General features: G+C 59.6%; 15 protein-coding genes and 8 tRNA genes. 13 read left to right on the top strand and 10 right to left on the bottom strand.

Annotated features, from left to right (window positions below; translation table 11 throughout):
• The first annotated feature begins 2 nt into the window (after window positions 1–2).
• The 3 genes from AB1805_05765 to AB1805_05755 all read left to right on the top strand — a co-directional run bounded on the left by AB1805_05765 (window position 3) and on the right by AB1805_05755 (window position 3,506).
• Complete coding sequence (locus AB1805_05765) at window positions 3–440, top strand: hypothetical protein (GenBank protein MEW5744925.1); 438 nt, start codon at window positions 3–5, stop codon at window positions 438–440.
• 150 nt (window positions 441–590) lie between these two features.
• Window positions 591–2,555, top strand: coding sequence for a thioredoxin domain-containing protein (locus AB1805_05760; protein MEW5744924.1), 1,965 nt, complete (start codon window positions 591–593; stop codon window positions 2,553–2,555).
• 228 nt (window positions 2,556–2,783) lie between these two features.
• Entirely contained in the window at window positions 2,784–3,506 is a 723-nt protein-coding gene (locus tag AB1805_05755) for a polymer-forming cytoskeletal protein (GenBank protein MEW5744923.1), read from the top strand.
• Between the two features lie 111 nt (window positions 3,507–3,617).
• Here the strand turns inward: AB1805_05755 and AB1805_05750 are convergent, their stop codons facing one another.
• The 4 genes from AB1805_05750 to AB1805_05735 all read right to left on the bottom strand — a co-directional run bounded on the left by AB1805_05750 (window position 3,618) and on the right by AB1805_05735 (window position 7,215).
• Window positions 3,618–3,923: an MTH1187 family thiamine-binding protein gene (locus tag AB1805_05750; GenBank protein ID MEW5744922.1), complete on the bottom strand. Its 306-nt coding sequence runs from the start codon at window positions 3,921–3,923 to the stop codon at window positions 3,618–3,620.
• A 156-nt stretch (window positions 3,924–4,079) separates the two neighbouring features.
• Window positions 4,080–4,352 (bottom strand): HU family DNA-binding protein, encoded by a 273-nt coding sequence (locus tag AB1805_05745; protein MEW5744921.1) that lies wholly within the window; start codon window positions 4,350–4,352, stop codon window positions 4,080–4,082.
• 122 nt (window positions 4,353–4,474) lie between these two features.
• On the bottom strand, window positions 4,475–6,289 hold the full coding sequence (polA, locus tag AB1805_05740; GenBank protein ID MEW5744920.1) for a DNA polymerase I: 1,815 nt from the start codon (window positions 6,287–6,289) through the stop codon (window positions 4,475–4,477).
• The gene (locus tag AB1805_05735; GenBank protein ID MEW5744919.1) at window positions 6,286–7,215 is read right to left on the bottom strand and encodes a 5'-3' exonuclease H3TH domain-containing protein; all 930 of its coding nucleotides are present in this window, start codon (window positions 7,213–7,215) and stop codon (window positions 6,286–6,288) included. The genes polA and AB1805_05735 overlap by 4 nt, the downstream gene beginning before the upstream one ends.
• A 400-nt stretch (window positions 7,216–7,615) precedes the next feature.
• Between AB1805_05735 and AB1805_05730 the strand changes: the two genes are divergently transcribed.
• The 4 genes from AB1805_05730 to AB1805_05715 all read left to right on the top strand — a co-directional run bounded on the left by AB1805_05730 (window position 7,616) and on the right by AB1805_05715 (window position 12,016).
• Complete coding sequence (locus AB1805_05730; GenBank protein ID MEW5744918.1) at window positions 7,616–8,557, top strand: ROK family protein; 942 nt, start codon at window positions 7,616–7,618, stop codon at window positions 8,555–8,557.
• A gap of 181 nt (window positions 8,558–8,738) precedes the next feature.
• Window positions 8,739–10,529: a translation elongation factor 4 gene (gene lepA, locus AB1805_05725; protein ID MEW5744917.1), complete on the top strand. Its 1,791-nt coding sequence runs from the start codon at window positions 8,739–8,741 to the stop codon at window positions 10,527–10,529.
• 133 nt (window positions 10,530–10,662) lie between these two features.
• Complete coding sequence (lepB, locus tag AB1805_05720) at window positions 10,663–11,268, top strand: signal peptidase I (GenBank protein ID MEW5744916.1); 606 nt, start codon at window positions 10,663–10,665, stop codon at window positions 11,266–11,268.
• A gap of 106 nt (window positions 11,269–11,374) precedes the next feature.
• Window positions 11,375–12,016 (top strand): riboflavin synthase, encoded by a 642-nt coding sequence (locus tag AB1805_05715; GenBank protein MEW5744915.1) that lies wholly within the window; start codon window positions 11,375–11,377, stop codon window positions 12,014–12,016.
• A 141-nt stretch (window positions 12,017–12,157) separates the two neighbouring features.
• Here AB1805_05715 and AB1805_05710 read toward each other — a convergent pair whose 3' ends face one another.
• Window positions 12,158–12,925, bottom strand: a complete 768-nt coding sequence (locus AB1805_05710) for a 3',5'-cyclic-nucleotide phosphodiesterase (GenBank protein ID MEW5744914.1) — start codon at window positions 12,923–12,925, stop codon at window positions 12,158–12,160.
• A gap of 12 nt (window positions 12,926–12,937) precedes the next feature.
• A complete protein-coding gene (locus tag AB1805_05705) occupies window positions 12,938–14,893 on the bottom strand; it encodes an adenylate/guanylate cyclase domain-containing protein (protein ID MEW5744913.1) in 1,956 nt (651 codons plus the stop codon).
• Between the two features lie 265 nt (window positions 14,894–15,158).
• Here AB1805_05705 and AB1805_05700 point away from each other — a divergent pair, with 265 nt between their 5' ends.
• On the top strand, window positions 15,159–16,373 hold the full coding sequence (locus AB1805_05700; protein ID MEW5744912.1) for a bifunctional 3,4-dihydroxy-2-butanone-4-phosphate synthase/GTP cyclohydrolase II: 1,215 nt from the start codon (window positions 15,159–15,161) through the stop codon (window positions 16,371–16,373).
• A gap of 120 nt (window positions 16,374–16,493) precedes the next feature.
• Here the strand turns inward: AB1805_05700 and AB1805_05695 are convergent.
• From AB1805_05695 to AB1805_05680, 4 genes are all read right to left on the bottom strand, one after another.
• Window positions 16,494–16,567, bottom strand: a tRNA-Arg gene (locus tag AB1805_05695).
• A 110-nt stretch (window positions 16,568–16,677) separates the two neighbouring features.
• Window positions 16,678–16,752, bottom strand: a tRNA-His gene (locus AB1805_05690).
• 135 nt (window positions 16,753–16,887) lie between these two features.
• A tRNA-Arg gene (locus AB1805_05685) sits at window positions 16,888–16,961 on the bottom strand.
• Window positions 16,962–17,075: 114 nt separating this feature from the next.
• Window positions 17,076–17,153: transfer RNA gene (locus tag AB1805_05680), tRNA-Pro, on the bottom strand.
• 257 nt (window positions 17,154–17,410) lie between these two features.
• Between AB1805_05680 and AB1805_05675 the strand changes: the two genes are divergently transcribed.
• The 5 genes from AB1805_05675 to AB1805_05655 all read left to right on the top strand — a co-directional run.
• Window positions 17,411–17,486: transfer RNA gene (locus tag AB1805_05675), tRNA-Thr, on the top strand.
• A gap of 136 nt (window positions 17,487–17,622) precedes the next feature.
• Window positions 17,623–17,707, top strand: a tRNA-Tyr gene (locus AB1805_05670).
• A gap of 92 nt (window positions 17,708–17,799) precedes the next feature.
• Window positions 17,800–17,871 (top strand) — tRNA-Gly (locus tag AB1805_05665).
• Window positions 17,872–17,996: 125 nt separating this feature from the next.
• Window positions 17,997–18,069, top strand: a tRNA-Thr gene (locus AB1805_05660).
• A gap of 101 nt (window positions 18,070–18,170) precedes the next feature.
• A partial coding sequence (locus AB1805_05655) for a GTP-binding protein (GenBank protein ID MEW5744911.1) occupies window positions 18,171–18,284 on the top strand: 114 nt, incomplete at its 3' end.

The raw sequence follows: 18,284 nt of genomic DNA, 5'->3' as shown, positions 1-18,284 counted from the left end.
TCATGATCAGCGTACGGGACTATGATGAGCTGCTGCAAAGGATCGGCGGCGAGTATTGCGTGGCCGATATCCGGTATGTGCCGCGTCTGGCTGCATGGGCGGAACAGCACGGGGAGTCCCTCGACGAGCCGGCCCAGTTCATGAAGCTTACCGCCGGGCCCGACGGCCAGCTCGTCATGGTCGTCCAGGAGGCGGTCGACGACGGGAGGCTTCACGATCTCATCACCGCGCTCGATGTCCGCTGGCAGGTGGTCGACAACAGGGCGAACCTGATGCTCCAGTTCGATACCGCGGAGAAGCAGCTCGCCTATGTGTTCCTGCGGGAGTATGCCCGGACCAAGGGATATGTGGCCGAGGATGAGCGGGTCGAGGACGAGTGGGCGCTCGACCAGATGAAGCGGCTCGGCTTCCCGATACAGCGCTACGAGCCGACCGTGTGAGGACGAAGCAAGCAATCAGCTATCAGTGAAAACAAAGAAGCTTTCAGCGGTCAGCTTTCAGCATTCAGTAACAACTAAGATGTTTTGCAGACTGCTTGTATCCTTTGTTGCCGGCTGATAGCTGATAGCTATTTTTTCATTGTGAGGATTATGAACAAGCTCGCCCGGGAGAGATCCCCGTACCTCAGGCACGCCGCTGACCAGAAGATCGAGTGGTATCCCTGGTCGGAAGAGGCGTTCGAGCGGGCGCGGGGCGAGGACAGGCCGGTATTCCTGAGCTCCGGCGCCGTGTGGTGCCACTGGTGCCATGTGATGGCCAAGGAGTGCTTCTTCGATGACGAGGTCGTACGGCTCCTCAACGACCATTTCATCTGCATCAAGCTCGACCGCGACGAGCGTCCCGACATCGACCGGCGCTACCAGCAGGCGGTGGCGGCGATGGGCTCGGGCGGAGGCTGGCCCCTCAGCGTCTTTCTCACCCCCGACAAGAGACCCTTCTTCGGCGGCACCTACTTTCCTCCCGAAGACAGCTACGGAAGGCCCGGGTTCAAGAGGGTCCTGAGGGCGGTCGTGGAGCTCTACCGGAAAAACCGGGAAGAGGTTGCACGGTACACGGCGCAGCTTATGGACTTCCTCAAGCCCGAGGGCCTGCCCCGGGGACCGATAACGGTCGAGCTCAGGGACGGGGCCGTCGGCGCGGTCATGTCGGCGTTCGATCCCCGGAACGGCGGCTTCGGCACGGCGCCGAAGTTCCCGCTGCATGGAGCGATGACCTTCCTCCTGAACCGGCACTTCTTCGACCGTGACGAGGGCAGCGCTCTCGCCGTCAGGAAGACCCTCGACGCCATGGCGAAGGGCGGGTTCCACGACCAGCTCAAGGGAGGGTTCCACCGCTATTCGGTCGACGAAGCCTGGGTCGTGCCGCATTTCGAGAAGATGGCGGACGATAATGCATGGCTCCTGAGAGTGTACGCCGACGCTTATGGACTCTTCGGCGCCCCCTACTACCGGCAGGTTGCCGAAGGGATCATCACCTTCGCCATGAGCGTGCTCTCTGACCCCGAAGGAGGGTTCTATGCGAGCCAGGACGCGGATGTCACCCCTGATGACGAGGGGGGCTATTTCACCTGGACCGACGAGGAGTTCAGGGCGGTTCTCGGCAAAGACGAATACGACGTGCTCTCCCGACATCTGCTGCACGAGCGGGGGAGCATGCACCACGACCCCTCGAAGCGGGTGCTCTTCGCTGCTCGCGATGAAAGCGCTATAGCGCGGGAGATGGGGAAGAGCGAGGAGGCGGTGAAGGAGCTGATCGCGCGCGGCAAGGCGAAGCTGCTCAACGAGAGAGACAGGAGGACCGCCCCCTTTATCGATGAGACCCTCTACACCTCGCTCAACGGCATGTTCATAACCTCCTTTCTCAGCGCCTCCCGGATGCTCGGGCATGATGGTGCGCGGGCTTTTGCGCTCAAGAGCCTCGACCGCATACTCCGCCTGAACAGGCAGGAGGAGAGGCTCCTCCATACGGCAGGAGTGGAGGCGCTGCTCGATGATTATGTCTATATCGTCGAGGCGCTCATCGCCGCCTATGAAGCCACCGGCTCGGCAGCCTGCCGCGATGAGGCCGAGCGCCTCATGGAGCAGTGCCTCGCCAAGTTCTGGGATGGTTCGGAGGGAGGGTTCTTCGACGCCGAGACAGAGGTGCTCGGCATCCGGCTCAAGGGCATCGAGGATATCCCTCACCCATCGCCCAATGCGGCGGCGGTCATGCAGCTGCTCAAGCTCTCCGTCCTCACCGGGAGAGCGCTGTATCGCCAACGCGCGGAGGAAGCGTTATCGGCGTTTGCCGTACGGGCACGGGACCTCGGCGCCCATGGAGGGTACTACTTCTGCAGCCTCGATGCATACTTTTCGCTGCTGACGCTGACCATCGAGGCATCGCCCGAAAGCCCTCTCGCCGATGCGGCGCGGTCACTCTTCAGACCGTATACGGCGATCGTCTATGCCGAAGACCGTCAGCGCATCATTCCCTGCCTCGGGGATACCTGCTACGAACCGTTGAGCGAGCCTTCAGGGCTCAGGGAGTTTATCGATTCGACGGTGAAGGCATCGTAGCGGCAGAGCAGCGTATTCCCGGAGAGGCCCTCGACGTATGTAGTACTCTCCCTACACTCCGGAACCGGCAAAGTGTATGTTCCTCTCTTCACTGCCGCGGGGGGATACCTGATTTTGCGGAATTTATAAAGTGGTATGGCCCTTGCTTTCCCCTGACAAGCGCTCGCCGTTATCCGGGCAGAGCTATTGTCGTTCCCGGGCAGTCCGGGAGAAAGGAGTTGAAGAGATATGAACAGCAAAGCAGCAGTAGCAGAGAATTCGAAGGAGACTTCCCCGAAGCCCGTTTCGATCGCAGGATTCATGGAACGGCCCGTGCCTGTGGATGAGCTCGAACCGGTCCTGCCGGTACTGAAAGCCGAGGGAGCCGAGAGAGAAGGCATCGAGGCGCATGACAACGGGAGGGTGGCCCCGGAGAGCACGATCAAACCCGTCCTGCGGGGGATAAACGCTATCAATAAAGGAAGCAAGCTTACCGGCAATCTCATCATCACCCAGGACCTCGAGATCACCGGTGACGTCGAAGGCGATATCACGAGCGAGGAGAACTCGAATATCTTCATCAAGGGCACCTGCAAAGGAAACATCAGGACCAAAGGCGGCAGCGTCGAGATCGAAGGCGACATGAGCGGGGGCGATATCGTTGCCGGAGGATACGTGAAGATCACCGGGAAGTTCCACGGCGGAAAGATCCAGGCGAGAGAGAAGATCCATATCAACGGCGAATTCAGTGGCACCCTCGAGAGCAACGAGATAGAGGTCGGCGCCGGCGCCCAGGGCACGGGAGAGCTCTTCTTCAGGGAGGACCTCTCGATCCAGAAGGGAGCGAAGGTGGAGGGCCGCATCACCCGCATGCCAGCGGACCGGAAACCCGAGCCTGCTCCGAAGCCGGTTCCGGAGAGGGTAACCAGAGAGGAGCCGAAGCCGAAGAAGGGATTCTTCTCCATGAAGTAGCGAAGAGAGACGGCCCTCTCTTGAGGGTCGTCTCCTCAACCGCTCTCGCAGGGTGTGATGAGTACGGATCAGCGGGGCGGACCGCTGCGACCGCCTGCGCGCCCCGGATCGCTATTTGCTCAATGTCTTCCTGAGGCGCCGCTCGATCGAGGCGATCTTCTCGGCGATCCGGTCGGGCTTGTTCTTGCGGTCGTCGATGGTGATGCTGATATAGGCCCGTTCCTCCCGCTTCATGACTTCGTCGTGGCATTTCTTTATCAAGCGCATGATATCGTCCCACTCTCCTTCGAGAACGGTGCCCATGGGATTGACCCTGTAGGGAATACCGCTTTCATCGACGATCCTGAGCACTGCGGCGAGCTGGTCCCCGATGCTGCTTCCCGCGCCGATGGGAATGATGCTGAATTCCGCGAGCATGGTCTCCTCCTTTTCACACATGGTTTCTTACATTATATCCCGCTTCGCCCGGGCGCGCACGGGCACGGGAGCAGCGGCAGCAGGGGGCATGGCGGAGTAAAGAGAAAGAGGCGGCACGACAGCCGCCTCTTTCAATAAGCAGGGGATAAAGAACTATTATTTTACTGCGTCTTTGAGTGTTTTGCCTGCGGTGAACTTCGGAATCTTTGCTGCGGGAATCTTGATCTCGGCTCCTGTCCTCGGGTTACGTCCCTTCCGTGCCTTTCTCTTGCTTATCGAGAAGGTGCCGAACCCCACGAGCGTCACCTTCTGCCCCCTTTTGAGAGCGGCTTTGACTGCATCCAGCGTCGAATCGAGCGCCTTGGCCGCTCCGCTCTTCGAGAGGCCGGTGTTCGAGGCGATCTTGTCGATCAGTTCTGCCTTTGTCATATATTTCCCTCCTTTCTTTTGAAGAAGTAGCGCAAAGAAGCAGGTATACACAATAAACGGGCGAAGAACGCTTTGTCAAGGGAAATATGGCCCGGCCCGCTCGCTCATTTCGCTCCGTGCTTTTAGTGCGCTTCAGCCCAATTCGTACCCCAGCCGATATCGACCTTCAGGGGGACGGAGAGAGGGAGGGCGTGCTCCATTGCCTCCCGTATCAGCTCCCGCGCTGCCGTAATCTCTTCTTCAGGGACCTCGAAGAGCAGCTCGTCGTGGATCTGGAGGATCATGCGGGTCGCGAGCTGCCGTTCCCGGAGCAGGTGCGCGATGGTAATCATCGCCTTCTTGATGAGGTCTGCCGCGGTGCCCTGGACAGGGGTGTTGGTCGCGAGCCGCTCCGCCTGCTGCCGTATCGCCGCATTGGCGCTGGTGATTTCAGGGACCGGCCTCATCCTTCCCAGCAGGGTCGTGACATATCCCTGCTGCCGGGCGGCCGCGATCGTCTGCTCGATGAACCGCCGGACGCCGGGGTGCTTGTCGAAGTAGTGGTCGATATAGCTGCCCGCCTGCTTCGGCGGGATGCCGAGCGACTCCGACAGGCCGAAGGCGCTGATGCCGTAGACGATGCCGAAGTTCACCGTTTTGGCTATGCGCCGCATCTCGGCGGAGACCGCATCGAGCGGAACCCCGAAGAGCTCTGCCGCGGTCCTCGCGTGAATGTCGATATCCTCCCTGAAGGCGCTGATCAGCCCTTCGTCTCCGCTCATGTGGGCGAGGACCCGCAGCTCGATCTGCGAATAGTCCGCCGAGATGAGCATATGGCCTTTTTCGGCAATGAAGGCTTCCCTGATCCGGGCTCCCCACTCACCGCGGACCGGTATGTTCTGGAGGTTGGGGTCGCTGCTGCTGAGCCGTCCGGTGGCGGTGACGGTCTGGTTGAAGGAGGTGTGGACCCGTCCGGTCCGCTCGTTGATGAGGGTCGGGAGGGTATCGGCATAGGTCGTCTTCAATTTGTAGAGCGTGCGGTAGTTGAGGATCTCGCCGGGGAGCTCGTGGACCTTTGCCAGCTCCTCGAGGACATCGACACTCGTGGAGTATCCTGTCTTCGTCCGCCGCGTCGGTTTGAGGCCGAGGTCGTCGAAGAGCACCTTGCAGAGCTGGCGCGGGGAGTTGATATTGAAGGATGACCCCGCAAGCGCGAATATCTTCGCCTGGAGCGCCTCCAGCTGCCGGTCGAGCTCTCCGGACAATGCCTCGAGCCGCTCGCGGTCGATCTTGACTCCCGCCTCTTCCATATCGGCGAGCACGGGGATGAGCGGCATCTCGATCTCGTCGTAGAGCCGTCCGAGCCCCTGCTTCTCGAGCGCGGGGAAAAGTATCTCCTTGAGCTCCATCGCGAGCTCCGCATCCTCTGCGGCATAGTGTGTGGCCTCGTCGAGCGGCACCTCGGCAAAGGATTCGCGCTTTCCCAGCACCTCGGTAAAGGCCCTCTTCTTGTGCATGAGATGCTCGACCGAAACCTCTTCGAGGCTGTGGCCCGGTTTGTTGGGGTTCAGCAGGTACGATGCCACCATGGTGTCGTAGAGAAAGCCCCTGACCTTTATCCCTTCGCGGCGGAGTATCAGGATGTCATATTTCAGGTTGTGACCGACCTTCGGGACAGCGGGGTCCTCGAGGATATCTTTCAGCAGGGAGAGGGCGCCCTCGATATTGGGCCCCGAGGTGTGGCGCAGGGGCACGTAGTAGGCGACGCCCGGTTCCTTGCAGAGCGCGATGCCCACGGGAATGTCGGCGAGAGGGTCCCGGCCTGTCGACTCGATATCGAAGGAGAGGAGGCGAACCGGGGAGCCGGAGACGGGGGCGCTATCCTGGCTGCAGCGTTCGGGTCCCTTTACGTTGTGTTCCTGGGGGGCATCGGCCCCGAAGAGCGAGTGCTGCTTCATCCCCTGCTCCCCAGGCCCAGGAACTCGCAGAGCTGCTCCCTGCGGGTCAGGGTGATGTAACTCCCCCGCTGCGCATATCCCCGGGCAGGGACGAGCTTCATGAAGCTCTTGAGCTCGAACTCCGTAAAGTAGCGGAGGAGCGCCGGCCAGTCGGGCTCGGCAAGCACCAGGTCGCCGGGATCGATCTCGACCGGGAGGCGAATATCTATCGTCGCGAGGGTCTTGCTCAACCGGATGGTATCGATATTCTCCATGATCATCTTCCGGTGGCGTTCGTTCTTTATCCTCTCGGGATGGGCGAGGAGCTCCTCGAGTCCTCCCGCTTCGGCGAGGAGGTCCTTCGCGGTCTTTTCGCCTATGCCTTTCACGCCCGGTATGTTATCCACGGCATCGCCGGTCAGGGCCATGACCTCGACTATCCTCTCCGGCTCCATGCCGAACCGCTCCTTCACCGCAGCCTCGTCGATGAGCAGGTCTTTCATGGGATCATACATCACGATCGCCTTGTCCACGAGCTGCATCATGTCCTTGTCGCCGCTCACGATAAAGACCTTCGCTCCCTGTCGTGCCGCCTTTTTGGCCGCGGCGCCGATGAGGTCGTCCGCTTCGCAGCCGGGGGCCTCGATCGAGGGGATGCGGAAGGCCGTGATGATCTCCTTGATCGGCGGGATCTGGAGCGCGAGATCGTCGGGCATCTCGGGCCGGTGGGCCTTGTACTGCTCATAGAGCCGGTGGCGTTCGGTGGGAAGGGGAGAGTCGAAGACGATCGCCAGGCCGTCCGGCTTCTTGTCCCTGATGATCTTCAGGATCATGCTGGTGAAGCCGTAAATGGCGTTGGTCGGGAACCCTTTGGAGGTGCTCAGCCGCTTGATGGCGTGGTAGGCGCGGTAGAAATAGGAGCTCCCGTCTATCAGATAAAGGTTCATCGTTAATTATAACAGACTATCCGGACGCGGCGGGACGCCGGGCGGGATGGATTGGGTGTGGAGTGCCGGGGGGGAGTGCCGGTTTTGAGGGGAATTCCTGGCTCTGGTGCAGCCCATAAAGGCGGAGCCTTTGGGGCGAACCACCGTTGCGGGTGCATTTACGAGGATCGAGTTCAACACCCTCTGCTCTGGAGTAAACGAAGAATAATTCCCCTCAAAACCGGCACTCCCCCCCGGCACTGCCAGCCAGGTGAGCGTGAAAGGTCTTTTCGAGGGAGCCGGCAAATTGCGCAGCAACCGTAAATATGGTAATATAAATATTGTTTTTTAAAAGGAACTCCCTCTCGGGACAATTCATTGAAACCCCAGATGTCTTTGCAGCGCCGGCAAGAGAGAATCCATGGCAAAAAAATATGTTGCAGGTATCGATATTGGCGGTACCAATATCAGGGCAGCCCTCATCACCCTCAACGGCGAGGTCGTCGAAAAGGCGAAAGCGGCGACGGGGAAAGATCCCGTTGCGGTGGTGCACAAGCTCTTAGAGTCGGTCTATGTGCCGCATGCGAGGGAGGTGTGCGGTATCGGTGTTGCGGTTGCAGGGGTCGTGGACCGGGAGAACGGCGTGGTGCTGCGCTCCCCCAACATCCAGAAGCTCGACAATATCCCTATCGCGGCTGAAATCAGGAAATGGTACAAGACCTGTGTCGTCATCGAGAACGACGCGAATGCCGCAGCCTATGGCGAAAAGCTCGTCGGAGCGGGAAAGGACTTCAGAAGCTTCGTCGTGCTGACGCTCGGCACCGGGATCGGCGGCGGCATCGTTATCCAGGACAAGCTCCTGCCGGTCGCCGCGGAGGTAGGCCACATGAGCATCAGCGCCGGGGGGCAGCAGTGTCCCTGCGGCAACGTGGGCTGTCTCGAGCTCTATGCGTCGGCCACGGCGGTGATCAACCACGCCATCGCCGAAATAGAAAAGGGCAAGAGCAGTCTCCTGAAGGACTATCATAACGGTAATTTTTATAAGATAAAGGCCGAGGATGTTTACAAGGCGGCGCTCGACGGCGACGTCCTTGCCCGGACGGTCCTCAGGGATGCGGGAAAGAGCCTCGGCATCGGCATCGCGAATATGATCAACCTCCTGAGCCCCGATGCGATCATCCTCACCGGCGGGCTCACCGGCGCCTGGAACATCTACGGCGAAGCCGCGGTCCAGGAGGCCTCCCGACGGGCCTTCAAGGAGCTGTACAGCAGAGTAAAAATCATCCCCTCCTCCCAGAGCGACGATGCCGGCATGATCGGCGCATCACATCTCGCTTTCGAGGCGTGCAAGAGCGACCGGTGAGCGTCTGCCGCCAGCCGCAGCCGGCGGTGCCTTGCTTCTTCCCTGCCTCTGCCGTTATCCTATCCATTCCAGGCTTTGGCAGGTTCCGGCAGGTCTTGGCAGCGTGGCAGGGTCCGGCTGCTGCCGGCCGCGGCGCGCCGGCTTTCTGCAGTGCGGTGAGTGACGGAAGAGGAAACACGGTATGTCGAAGAACATAAGGAATTTTTCCATAATCGCCCATATCGACCACGGGAAGTCGACCCTGGCCGACCGGCTCCTCGAGTATACGGGGGCCCTGAGCTCCCGCGAGATGATGGCCCAGGTGCTCGATTCAATGGACCTGGAGCGGGAGCGGGGGATCACGATCAAGGCCCATGCGGTGCGGCTCTCCTACACGGCCGAGGACGGGACCCCGTACATCCTGAACCTCATCGATACGCCGGGCCATGTGGACTTCTCGTACGAGGTCTCGCGGAGCCTCGCGTCCTGCGAAGGGAGCCTCCTCGTCGTCGATGCAACCCAGGGGGTCGAGGCGCAGACCCTCGCCAACACCTATCTCGCGGTCGAGCACAACCACGAAATCATCCCGGTCATCAACAAGATAGACCTGCCGGGCGCCGAGCCGGAGCGGGTGAAGGAGCAGATCGAAGAGGCGATCGGCATCGACTGCTCGGAGGCGGTGCTCGCCAGCGCGAAGGAGGGCATCGGCACCAGGGAGATCCTCGAGGCGATCGTCAAGAAGGTCCCTCCGCCCCGGGGGAGCGACGAAGCGCCGCTCAAGGCGCTCATCTTCGATTCATGGTTCGACAACTATCAGGGGGTGGTCGTGCTGGTGAGGATATTTGAAGGGGTCGTGCGCCCCGGCATGAAGATGCGCCTGATGGCAGCGGGCAAGGAGTATGAGATCACCAAGGTGGGGGTCTTTACGCCGAAGATGACGGAAGCGGCGGAGCTCACCGCAGGCGAGGTCGGCTATATCATTGCCGGCATAAAGACCGTGGGGGATACGAAGATCGGCGATACGATCACCGATGCGAACAGGCCCGCGGATAAGCCGCTGGCCGGGTACAAGGAAATAAAGCCGATGGTCTTTTCCGGGCTCTATCCGGTCGAGACGCACCAGTACGAGGACCTGAAGGGCGCGCTCGAAAAGCTGCGGCTGAACGACGCCTCCTTCAGCTACGAGCCCGAGACATCGTCCGCCCTGGGGTTCGGGTTCCGGTGCGGCTTCCTGGGGCTCCTGCACATGGAGATCATCAAGGAGCGGCTCGAGCGGGAGTTCGGCCTCTCGCTGATCACGACCGCGCCGACGGTCGTCTACCGGGTGACGACCGCGGACGGCAGCGTGCTCTCCGTCGATAACCCCAGCAGCCTTCCCGACCGGTTCGAGACCATCGAAGAGCCCTACGTGAAAGTGACCGTCTTCGTGCCGCAGACCTATGTCGGCCAGATCCTCGAGCTCTGCCAGGACAAACGCGGGGTGCAGAAGGAGTTTTCGTTCATCAGCAGGGACCGCATCATGGTCGCCTACGAGATACCGCTCAACGAGATCCTCTGGGATTTCTACGATAAGCTCAAGTCCGTCTCGCGGGGGTACGCCTCGATGGATTACGAGTTCATCGGCTACCGGGAGTCGAAGCTCGTCAAGCTCGACCTGCTGATCAACGGCGAGCCGGTCGACGCCCTCTCGTTGATCGTGCATGCCGACCGGGCGTATTATAAAGGCAGGCAGATCGCGGAACGGCTTCGCGAGGTCATTCCCCGGCAGCTCTTCGAGATTGCCATTCAGGCTGCCATAGGCGGCAAGATCATCGCGCGGGAGAGCGTCAAGGCGATGCGGAAGAACGTCCTCGCCAAGTGCTACGGCGGCGACATCACGAGGAAGAGGAAGCTCCTCGAAAAGCAGAAAGAGGGGAAGAAGCGGATGAAGCAGATCGGGAGGATCGAGATCCCCCAGGAGGCCTTCCTCTCGGTGCTGAAGGTGCAGGAGTAACTACCGTTATAGCGTACAGCGTTCATCGCGTTCATCGCGCTATAGCGTTCATCGCGTTATAGCGTTTATAGCGCAAAAGACGATGTCTGCAACGCGATAAACGCACAACGCGATGAACGCTGTGAGGAGAGGAATGAACCAGAAAAAACTTTGGGAATATACGAAGGCGATCGGTACGGCGCTCATTCTTGCGCTGATCATCAGGGCCTATGTCGTGCAGGCCTTCAAGATACCGTCGGGCTCCATGATACCGACGCTGCTGATCGGCGATCACATCCTGGTGAACAAGTTCATTTACGGCACCACGATCCCGTTCACCGATAACCGCGTGCTGGTCCTCGCAAAGCCCGAACGGGGCGATATCGTGGTCTTCAAGTATCCCGAAGACCCCAGCAAGGATTTCATAAAAAGGGTTGTCGGTGTCGAGGGGGACGTCGTCGAAGCGCGCAACAAAGCGGTTTTTGTCAACGGGAAGCGCGTTGTCGAGCCCTACGTGCAGTACACCGATGCCTCGGTGCGCATGGGCGGCATGGAGCCCCGGGACAATTTCGGCCCCTACCTCGTGCCGAAGGGCAGGATCTTCGTGATGGGAGACAACCGGGACCAGAGCTACGACAGCCGGTACTGGGGTTATGTGGATACGAAGCTGCTCAAGGGCAAGGCGTTCATCATTTACTGGTCCTGGGATAAGATAAAGAGCTTCCCCCGGTTCGGACGGATCGGGCAGCTCGTTCATTAGCGTTTATAGCGTTTATAGCGTTTATAGCGTTTATAGCGCAAAAGACGATGTCTGCAACGCGATAAACGCACAACGCGATGAACGCGATAAACGCACAACGGTATTTATGTTTACCGGATTGATCATAGAGCTCGGAGAGGTGGTCGCCCTCGACCGGAGGGACGACAGCGCCCGGCTGTCGATACGGGGCCGCGAGGTGGTGAAGGATGCCGCGATCGGCGACAGCATCGCGATCAACGGCGTCTGTCTCACCGTGGTGACCATCGACAGGGAGGTGCTCTCCTTCGATGTCTCGTACGAGACGCTCAAAAGCACCAACCTCGGCGTCCTGAAGAGGGGAGACCGCGTCAACCTCGAGCCTTCGCTCAAACCCGATTCGAAACTGGGCGGCCATTTTGTTACCGGCCATGTCGACGGCATAGGCCGGGTCCGCTCGAAGACTCCCCTCGGCAATGCGGTGAGGGTCGAGATCGAGGCGCCGGAGAATGTTGTGCGGTATCTCGTGGGAAAGGGCTCGGTCGCCATTGACGGGATCAGCCTGACGGTCGTCGATGTCCTGAAGGACGCCTTCACCGTCGTTATCATCCCCCATACCGCATCGATGACCACCATCGGGATCAAGAGCACCGGGGAAACGGTCAACCTCGAGCCCGATATCCTCGCCAAGTACGTGGCGAAGTTCCTCCAGATCGACACCGGCAAGGATGCCTCGCTCATGTCGGCGCTCAAACGATCAGGCTTCATTTAGCGTTCATCGCGTTCATCGCGTCTATAGCGTTCATAGCGTTCAGCGTTTGTCGCGTTCATCGCGTACAGCGTTCATCGCGTTATAGCGTCTGTCGCGTTGCAGGCATCGTCTTTTACGCTATAACGCTGTACGCTATAAACGCTATAACGTAATTGTCTCCCCCTCTCTCAACAGCCTGAGATTTCTCAGGTTGAGCTTGTCCAGCTCTTTCTTTATGGTCCCTGCAAGCTGCGGTTTCAGGTGGGTGATATAGATCGTTTCGGGCAGGTGCGGCAGCCTTCCGAGCTCCTCTTTGAGGAGGAGCGGGGAGAGGTGGCCTGTCGTGACCGCCAGCTCGCTCATCCGGTTCGGGAAAGAGACCTCGATAATCAGGCCGTGCAGCGGACGGTCGCCGAGCTTCTTCCATGTTGCAGGGGTGGGGCCGGTATCGCCGGTGTAAAAGAAGCGCCGTTTCCCGCGGTCCTCGACGAGATAGCCGACAGCCGGAACCGAGTGGTGTACCCGGTACGGCGTGATCGAGAAGTCCCCGGCAGCGACCGCCTGCCCCTCCGTGAGAGGGAGGTATCTCAGCACCGCGCTCTCGTGATCCGGGATGGTCGAAAAATCGGGCCACAAGGCGTTATTGAGGAGATTCTTTCTTATGGTCCGCAGAACAGGGGGGATGCTGATGACAGCGACCTGCTGCCTCCTCCTTTCGATGGTGATGTTATCCGCGAGGAACGGGATGCCCCTGATATGGTCGAGGTGCGCATGGGTGATGAAGATATGCCCGATCTTCGACTGTCCCCTCCTGTCGAGCGCGGCGGCGGCGCTGCCTGCATCAAAGAGGATCGTACCGTCCAGCAGGAAGCCCGAGAGGTTATGGCCCGGGAGCTCCGCTCCCGAGCAGCCGAGAACTCTGATCTTCATGTCCGTCTTCTCCTATACACTCAGGGCGCCGGTAAACTCCTGCCCGTATTCGATCACCCGTGAGGGCGTCCCGTGCTCGTGATGAATGACCTCGTAAATGGTTACCGGCTGTTCCCTGCCTTTTACGATGACCCGGTCGAGGCCCTTGACCGTCACCTGCGCGATACGCTGCTCATCGAGAGCTCTCCTTACCTTGGCCAGGGTGAATTCGGTAATGATGATCTGCGCAGTATACTTCCCGGTCAATGACTCCACCCGCGAGGCGAGATTCACATGGTCTCCGATGACCGTATACTCCATTTTCCTCTCTGCAGCGCCGATGTTCCCTACCACCACCTCTCCGGTATTCATGCCGATGCCGCAGGCGAGCGGCGGCTTCCCTTCCGCTCTCCACTTCTCCCTGAGCGCTTCGAGCGCTGCGGCCATCTCGAGGGCGCACCGGAGGGCGCGCTCCGCATGGTCCGGCTGCTGCAGGGGCGCCCCCCAGAAGGCGAGCAGGGCGTCGCCGACGAATTTGTCGAGGGTTCCCTCCCATTTGAGCACGACGTTCGTCAACACGCCGAAATGCTCGTTGAGCAGCGCGACCACCTCCTCGGGCGGACGCTTTTCGGCAAAGCCGGTGAAGCCGCGCAGATCGGCAAACAGCACCGTCACTTCGCGCCGCTCCCCTCCCACCCGGGCTGCTTCGGGATGCTTGATCAGCTCATCGACGACACGCTCGGCCACGTAGCTCGAGAAGAGGGCGCGTATCCTGCGGGCGCTCCTTTCCTCTGCGGCGTAGTTCCCGGTAATGACCCCTATGAATATGAGCAGCACATTCAGCGAGGGATAGGCGACGGGAGTCCAGAGCCCTTTATAAGCGAACAGATAGTAGGTAAAAGCGAGGAGGGCGGCGAGCAGCCCTGCAGCGGCGCCTGCTGCAGCCGCAGCCCGGAAACGGGGGAGCAGAAGGGCGAGGAGCAGCCCGCTCAAAAGGATGAGCGCCGCATCAAGGTGAAGAGAGGTCTGCCGCAGGAACTTGTTCTCGATGATCGAGGCGATGACGCTCGCATGCTTTTCGACGCCGGGAGCGGCAGGGGCGAGAGGCGTGGCCCTCAGGTCATGAATACCCACTGCGTCCGTAGCGCCGATGAGGACGATCCTGTCCTGGAAGAGCTTCGGGTCGGAGGCGCCGTCCAGGATGTCGACTATCGAGATGCGGCGGAACGTCTGCGCCGGGGCATGGTAGTTGATAAGCGTACGGCCCCATCTATCGGTCGGGATGTAACGGTCCCCGAGGCGAACCCCTTTTGTCGCCTCGACAACGATACGCTCCGGAGGGATGCCGAGGTAGAAGGCTGCGGCCGACAGGTCGATTGAAGGATAGAGTCCCCCGTTATATTCGACAGCCATGAGCTCCCACCGTACGGCGCCGTCATCGTCCGGCACTATGGTGATGTGCCCCAGCCCCGCAGCCTCCCCGCTCAGCTCGCGAACCGGCATGAGGACCCCCTTTGCGGAAATCGGGGAGGATGCAGCGAAGAGCTCCCGGCCGGCAACGGAGATCGACGAGGAGGCGAGGCGTTCCCCTGCAGGGGAGGGCGAATCCCGGTGAAAGTCGAACGCGACAGGGAGCAGTACATTCCCCGCCTCACTCATCGCCTCTGCGAGCAGGGGGTCGTTCTGCTCCGGCTCGCTCAGAAGGACATCGGATACGATGACCGCAGCCCCCGACCAGTCGAGCTGCCGTACGAGCCGGGCCAGTAGAGCTCGGTCCCACGGCCATCTGCCGAGCCTGGCGATGCTCTTTTCATCGATGGCGGCAATGACGACGGCATCGCTGTGGACAAGGGAGGGGCGCAGCCTGAAGCGTGCATCGAGGAGCTTGTTTTCGAGGAGCTCGAGCGGAGCCGGCTTGAGGATGCTCAGGATGACCATGAGCACTGTTATGCCGAGGGCAATGCCGGTAACTGCCCGGCGGTTCCTCATCGCGCTGCCCGCCGGAGCGGCTGCTCCCCTGCACGGCCCGGTCTCATCGGGGCTTCCTCCTTATGGCTCATGGCCTACGGGTCCCGCGGTCTCGCGCTTCTGCACGACGACCGGAAATTTCAACTATTATATCAGAATTGCTCGACAGGGACGTGCGGTGAAATGGAAAGGAACTGCCTGATTTTGCTATACTGAGGAGTGCATTACCGTGCGGTATGGCCCGCACCGTGCGCAGAGTGATCAGAGAGCGCCCAGGAGGTCGTACATGGAGAAGCATAGATTCAATACCATAGAAGAGGCCTTGGACGATATCGCCAAAGGCAGGATGGTCATTCTCGTCGATGACGAGGACCGGGAGAACGAGGGGGACCTCTGCATGGCGGCGGAAAAGGTGACGCCCGAAGCGATCAATTTCATGGCAAAGTACGGCAGGGGTCTCATCTGCCTGTCCCTGACGCCGCAGCGTGTCGAGGAGCTGAAGCTTCCCATGATGACCGATGACAACACCTCATCGTTCGGCACCGCCTTCACCGTCTCGATAGAGGCCAAGAAAGGCGTCACCACCGGCATCTCCGCCCAGGACAGGGCGATAACGATCCTGACTGCCATCAACCCGAAGTCGGGCGCCGAGGATATAGCGCGACCGGGCCATGTCTTCCCGCTGCGCGCGAAGCCCGGAGGGGTTCTGCAGCGCGCCGGACAGACCGAGGGGTCCGTCGACCTCGCGCGGCTCGCCGGGCTCACCCCGGCGGGAGTGATCTGCGAGATCATGAACGACGACGGCACCATGGCGCGGGTGCCCCAGCTGATGGAGTTTGCGAAGAAGCACACGATGAAGATCATTACGGTCAAGGACCTCATCCAGTACCGGATGCGGACGGAACGGTTTGTCCGGCGGGTGGCTGAGGTCCAGATGCCTACGAAGTACGGCGGCGAGTTCAAGGCGGTCGCCTATGCGAACGATTTCGACGCCAACGTGCATATAGCCCTCGTAAAGGGAGATATTTCTCCGGAGGACAAGGTGCTGGTGAGGGTCCACTCCGAGTGCCTGACCGGCGACGTCTTCGGCTCGAAGCGCTGCGACTGCGGCGACCAGCTCCACAAGGCGATGGAGGTCATGAAGCACGAGGGAAAGGGCGTGATCCTCTATATGCGCCAGGAGGGCAGGGGCATCGGCCTCGCCAACAAGCTCAGGGCGTACGAGCTCCAGGACAAGGGACTCGATACGGTCGAGGCAAACCTCAAGCTCGGCTTCAAGCCCGACCTCAGGGACTACGGCATCGGCGCCCAGATCCTCGTGGACCTCGGCATCCGGAAGATGCGGCTGCTGACGAACAACCCGAAGAAGATCATAGGGCTCGAGGGGTACGGACTGAAAGTGGTCGAGAGGGTCCCGGTGGAGTGCTCGCCGCATGACAAGAACATCGTCTACCTGCAGACGAAGAAGAAGAAGCTGGGGCACATGCTGGAGAACGTGTAAACGACCGCAACCCGTAATGCGTGATCCGTAACGAGAAAAAGGCCGGTTAGAAGAGTATCCAGAAGTGTGCAAGCGAGAGCAGCTTTACCGATTACGCATTACGCATCGTGAAAAGAAGAGCGCGCCTGAGAGGATTCGAACCTCCGACCCTCAGCTCCGGAGGCTGATGCTCTATCCATCTGAGCTACAGGCGCATCTGTAACAGCAAATCCGAAGCACCAAATACCGAGTGTTAAACCGCTCAGGAGTCAGGAATCCGGAGTTCCTGCCACCTTTTCAGGATTTAGAATTTCGGATTTAATTTTGGGGTGGACGACGGGGCTCGAACCCGCAACACCTGGAGCCACAGTCCAGTGCTCTGCCATTGAGCTACGCCCACCATCATGCGTACAGCGTTATAGCGTTTATCGCGTTATGGCAAAAGCCGTTATAGCGTTTGTCTCGTCATGACGAAAAACAGTTTTCTTCATCGCACGCCATAGCGCACAACGCTGTACGCTGCACAATTTTCCAACGCGCCTGAAGGGATTCGAACCCCTGGCCCACTGCTTAGAAGGCAGTTGCTCTATCCGACTGAGCTACAGGCGCAGATTCGTAATCCGTGATGCGCAATCAGTAACGAGCTGGAGACTGCGGCAAGAATACCCTTGCTGAAGGGCAAATATATACTCATTACGCGTCACGCGTTACGCATTACGGGACTGGTCGGGGCGAGAGGATTCGAACCTCCGACCCCCTGCTCCCAAGGCAGGTGCGCTAGCCAAACTGCGCTACGCCCCGTAACTGTTTAGCTTACTAGATAATGGGTGAAAAGTCAATTTAATTGCTGGATTACGGGTCGGTTGTTATAATTGAATAATAACTACGATCGTGTATGGCCGCTCGATGTCTACGGATTCTCTTGCCGAGCAGCGCTGCTGCACCGCAAGCCGTGCCGGCCTGCCGAACGGGCAGGAGAGAAGGGAGCGGCCCGCCGCGCCGTATTGAAAAAACAGGTTGACATTTTTATAATAGTTTCCCTATATTAATAAGTTACCGCCACCGTAGCTCAGTTGGTAGAGCAGTTGATTTGTAATCATCAGGTCGGGGGTTCGAATCCCTTCGGTGGCTCCATAAGACGCGTTGTGCGGGATAGCGTTCATCGCGTTCTAGCAAAGAAACGGTACAGCGGGCGCCGGTATAGCGTGAGGGAGAGGGAGTTCCTTTTGGCCATAACGCGATGAACGCTATATCGCTGTACGCATGAATCGGAGAGGTTCCCGAGTGGCCAAAGGGAGCAGACTGTAAATCTGCCGGCTCCGCCTTCGGAGGTTCGAATCCTCCCCTCTCCACCATGCGCTCGCAGTGCGGAAGGGCGGCCCCTGCAGGGCGCTCTCAGTAGTGCCCTGGCATAAAGTGCTGTTTTTGTTTTATAATATCAGTTCTTGCGGGAGTAGCTCAGTGGTAGAGCGTCAGCCTTCCAAGCTGAGGGTCGCGGGTTCGAATCCCGTTTCCCGCTTTTGAGACCGTACAACGTTACGGCGTTTATCGTGTTATAGCGTTCATCGCGTTATGGCAAAAGGAATTTTTTTCAACTCGCGCTATAACGCACAACGCTGCACGCTATAACGCATTTAGTGAGACGCCCATGTAGCTCAGTCGGCAGAGCACTTCCTTGGTAAGGAAGAGGTCACCGGTTCGATTCCGGTCATGGGCTCTGACGCATTGAAGCAGCGTGGGATGCAGCAGTAAGCGTTATGGAATCCTTCATTGTGCGTTTTTGATTTTTTTATTTTCGATTTTTAGCAAGGAGGAGATATGGCGAAGGCAAAATTTGAGAGGGTAAAGCCGCATGTGAATGTGGGGACGATCGGGCATGTAGACCACGGCAAGACGACCTTGACGGCGGCGATCACGAAAGTATTAGCCATG

This window comes from Nitrospirota bacterium (assembly GCA_040752355.1).
Lineage (GTDB): Bacteria > Nitrospirota > Thermodesulfovibrionia > Thermodesulfovibrionales > Dissulfurispiraceae > JBFMCP01.
Note: the sequence above shows the minus strand (reverse complement) of the source record. Positions and strands in the feature narration are given on the sequence as shown.

Bases quoted from the DNA above. Each gene is read 5' to 3' on its own strand.
- AB1805_05765 (MEW5744925.1), top strand. From the start codon at position 3: ATGATCAGCGTACGGGACTATGATGAGCTGCTGCAAAGGATCGGCGGC.
- AB1805_05760 (MEW5744924.1), top strand. From the start codon at position 591: ATGAACAAGCTCGCCCGGGAGAGATCCCCGTACCTCAGGCACGCCGCT.
- AB1805_05755 (MEW5744923.1), top strand. From the start codon at position 2,784: ATGAACAGCAAAGCAGCAGTAGCAGAGAATTCGAAGGAGACTTCCCCG.
- AB1805_05750 (MEW5744922.1), bottom strand. From the start codon at position 3,923: ATGCTCGCGGAATTCAGCATCATTCCCATCGGCGCGGGAAGCAGCATC.
- AB1805_05745 (MEW5744921.1), bottom strand. From the start codon at position 4,352: ATGACAAAGGCAGAACTGATCGACAAGATCGCCTCGAACACCGGCCTC.
- polA (MEW5744920.1), bottom strand. From the start codon at position 6,289: ATGAAGCAGCACTCGCTCTTCGGGGCCGATGCCCCCCAGGAACACAAC.
- AB1805_05735 (MEW5744919.1), bottom strand. From the start codon at position 7,215: ATGAACCTTTATCTGATAGACGGGAGCTCCTATTTCTACCGCGCCTAC.
- AB1805_05730 (MEW5744918.1), top strand. From the start codon at position 7,616: ATGGCAAAAAAATATGTTGCAGGTATCGATATTGGCGGTACCAATATC.
- lepA (MEW5744917.1), top strand. From the start codon at position 8,739: ATGTCGAAGAACATAAGGAATTTTTCCATAATCGCCCATATCGACCAC.
- lepB (MEW5744916.1), top strand. From the start codon at position 10,663: ATGAACCAGAAAAAACTTTGGGAATATACGAAGGCGATCGGTACGGCG.
- AB1805_05715 (MEW5744915.1), top strand. From the start codon at position 11,375: ATGTTTACCGGATTGATCATAGAGCTCGGAGAGGTGGTCGCCCTCGAC.
- AB1805_05710 (MEW5744914.1), bottom strand. From the start codon at position 12,925: ATGAAGATCAGAGTTCTCGGCTGCTCGGGAGCGGAGCTCCCGGGCCAT.
- AB1805_05705 (MEW5744913.1), bottom strand. From the start codon at position 14,893: ATGAGGAACCGCCGGGCAGTTACCGGCATTGCCCTCGGCATAACAGTG.
- AB1805_05700 (MEW5744912.1), top strand. From the start codon at position 15,159: ATGGAGAAGCATAGATTCAATACCATAGAAGAGGCCTTGGACGATATC.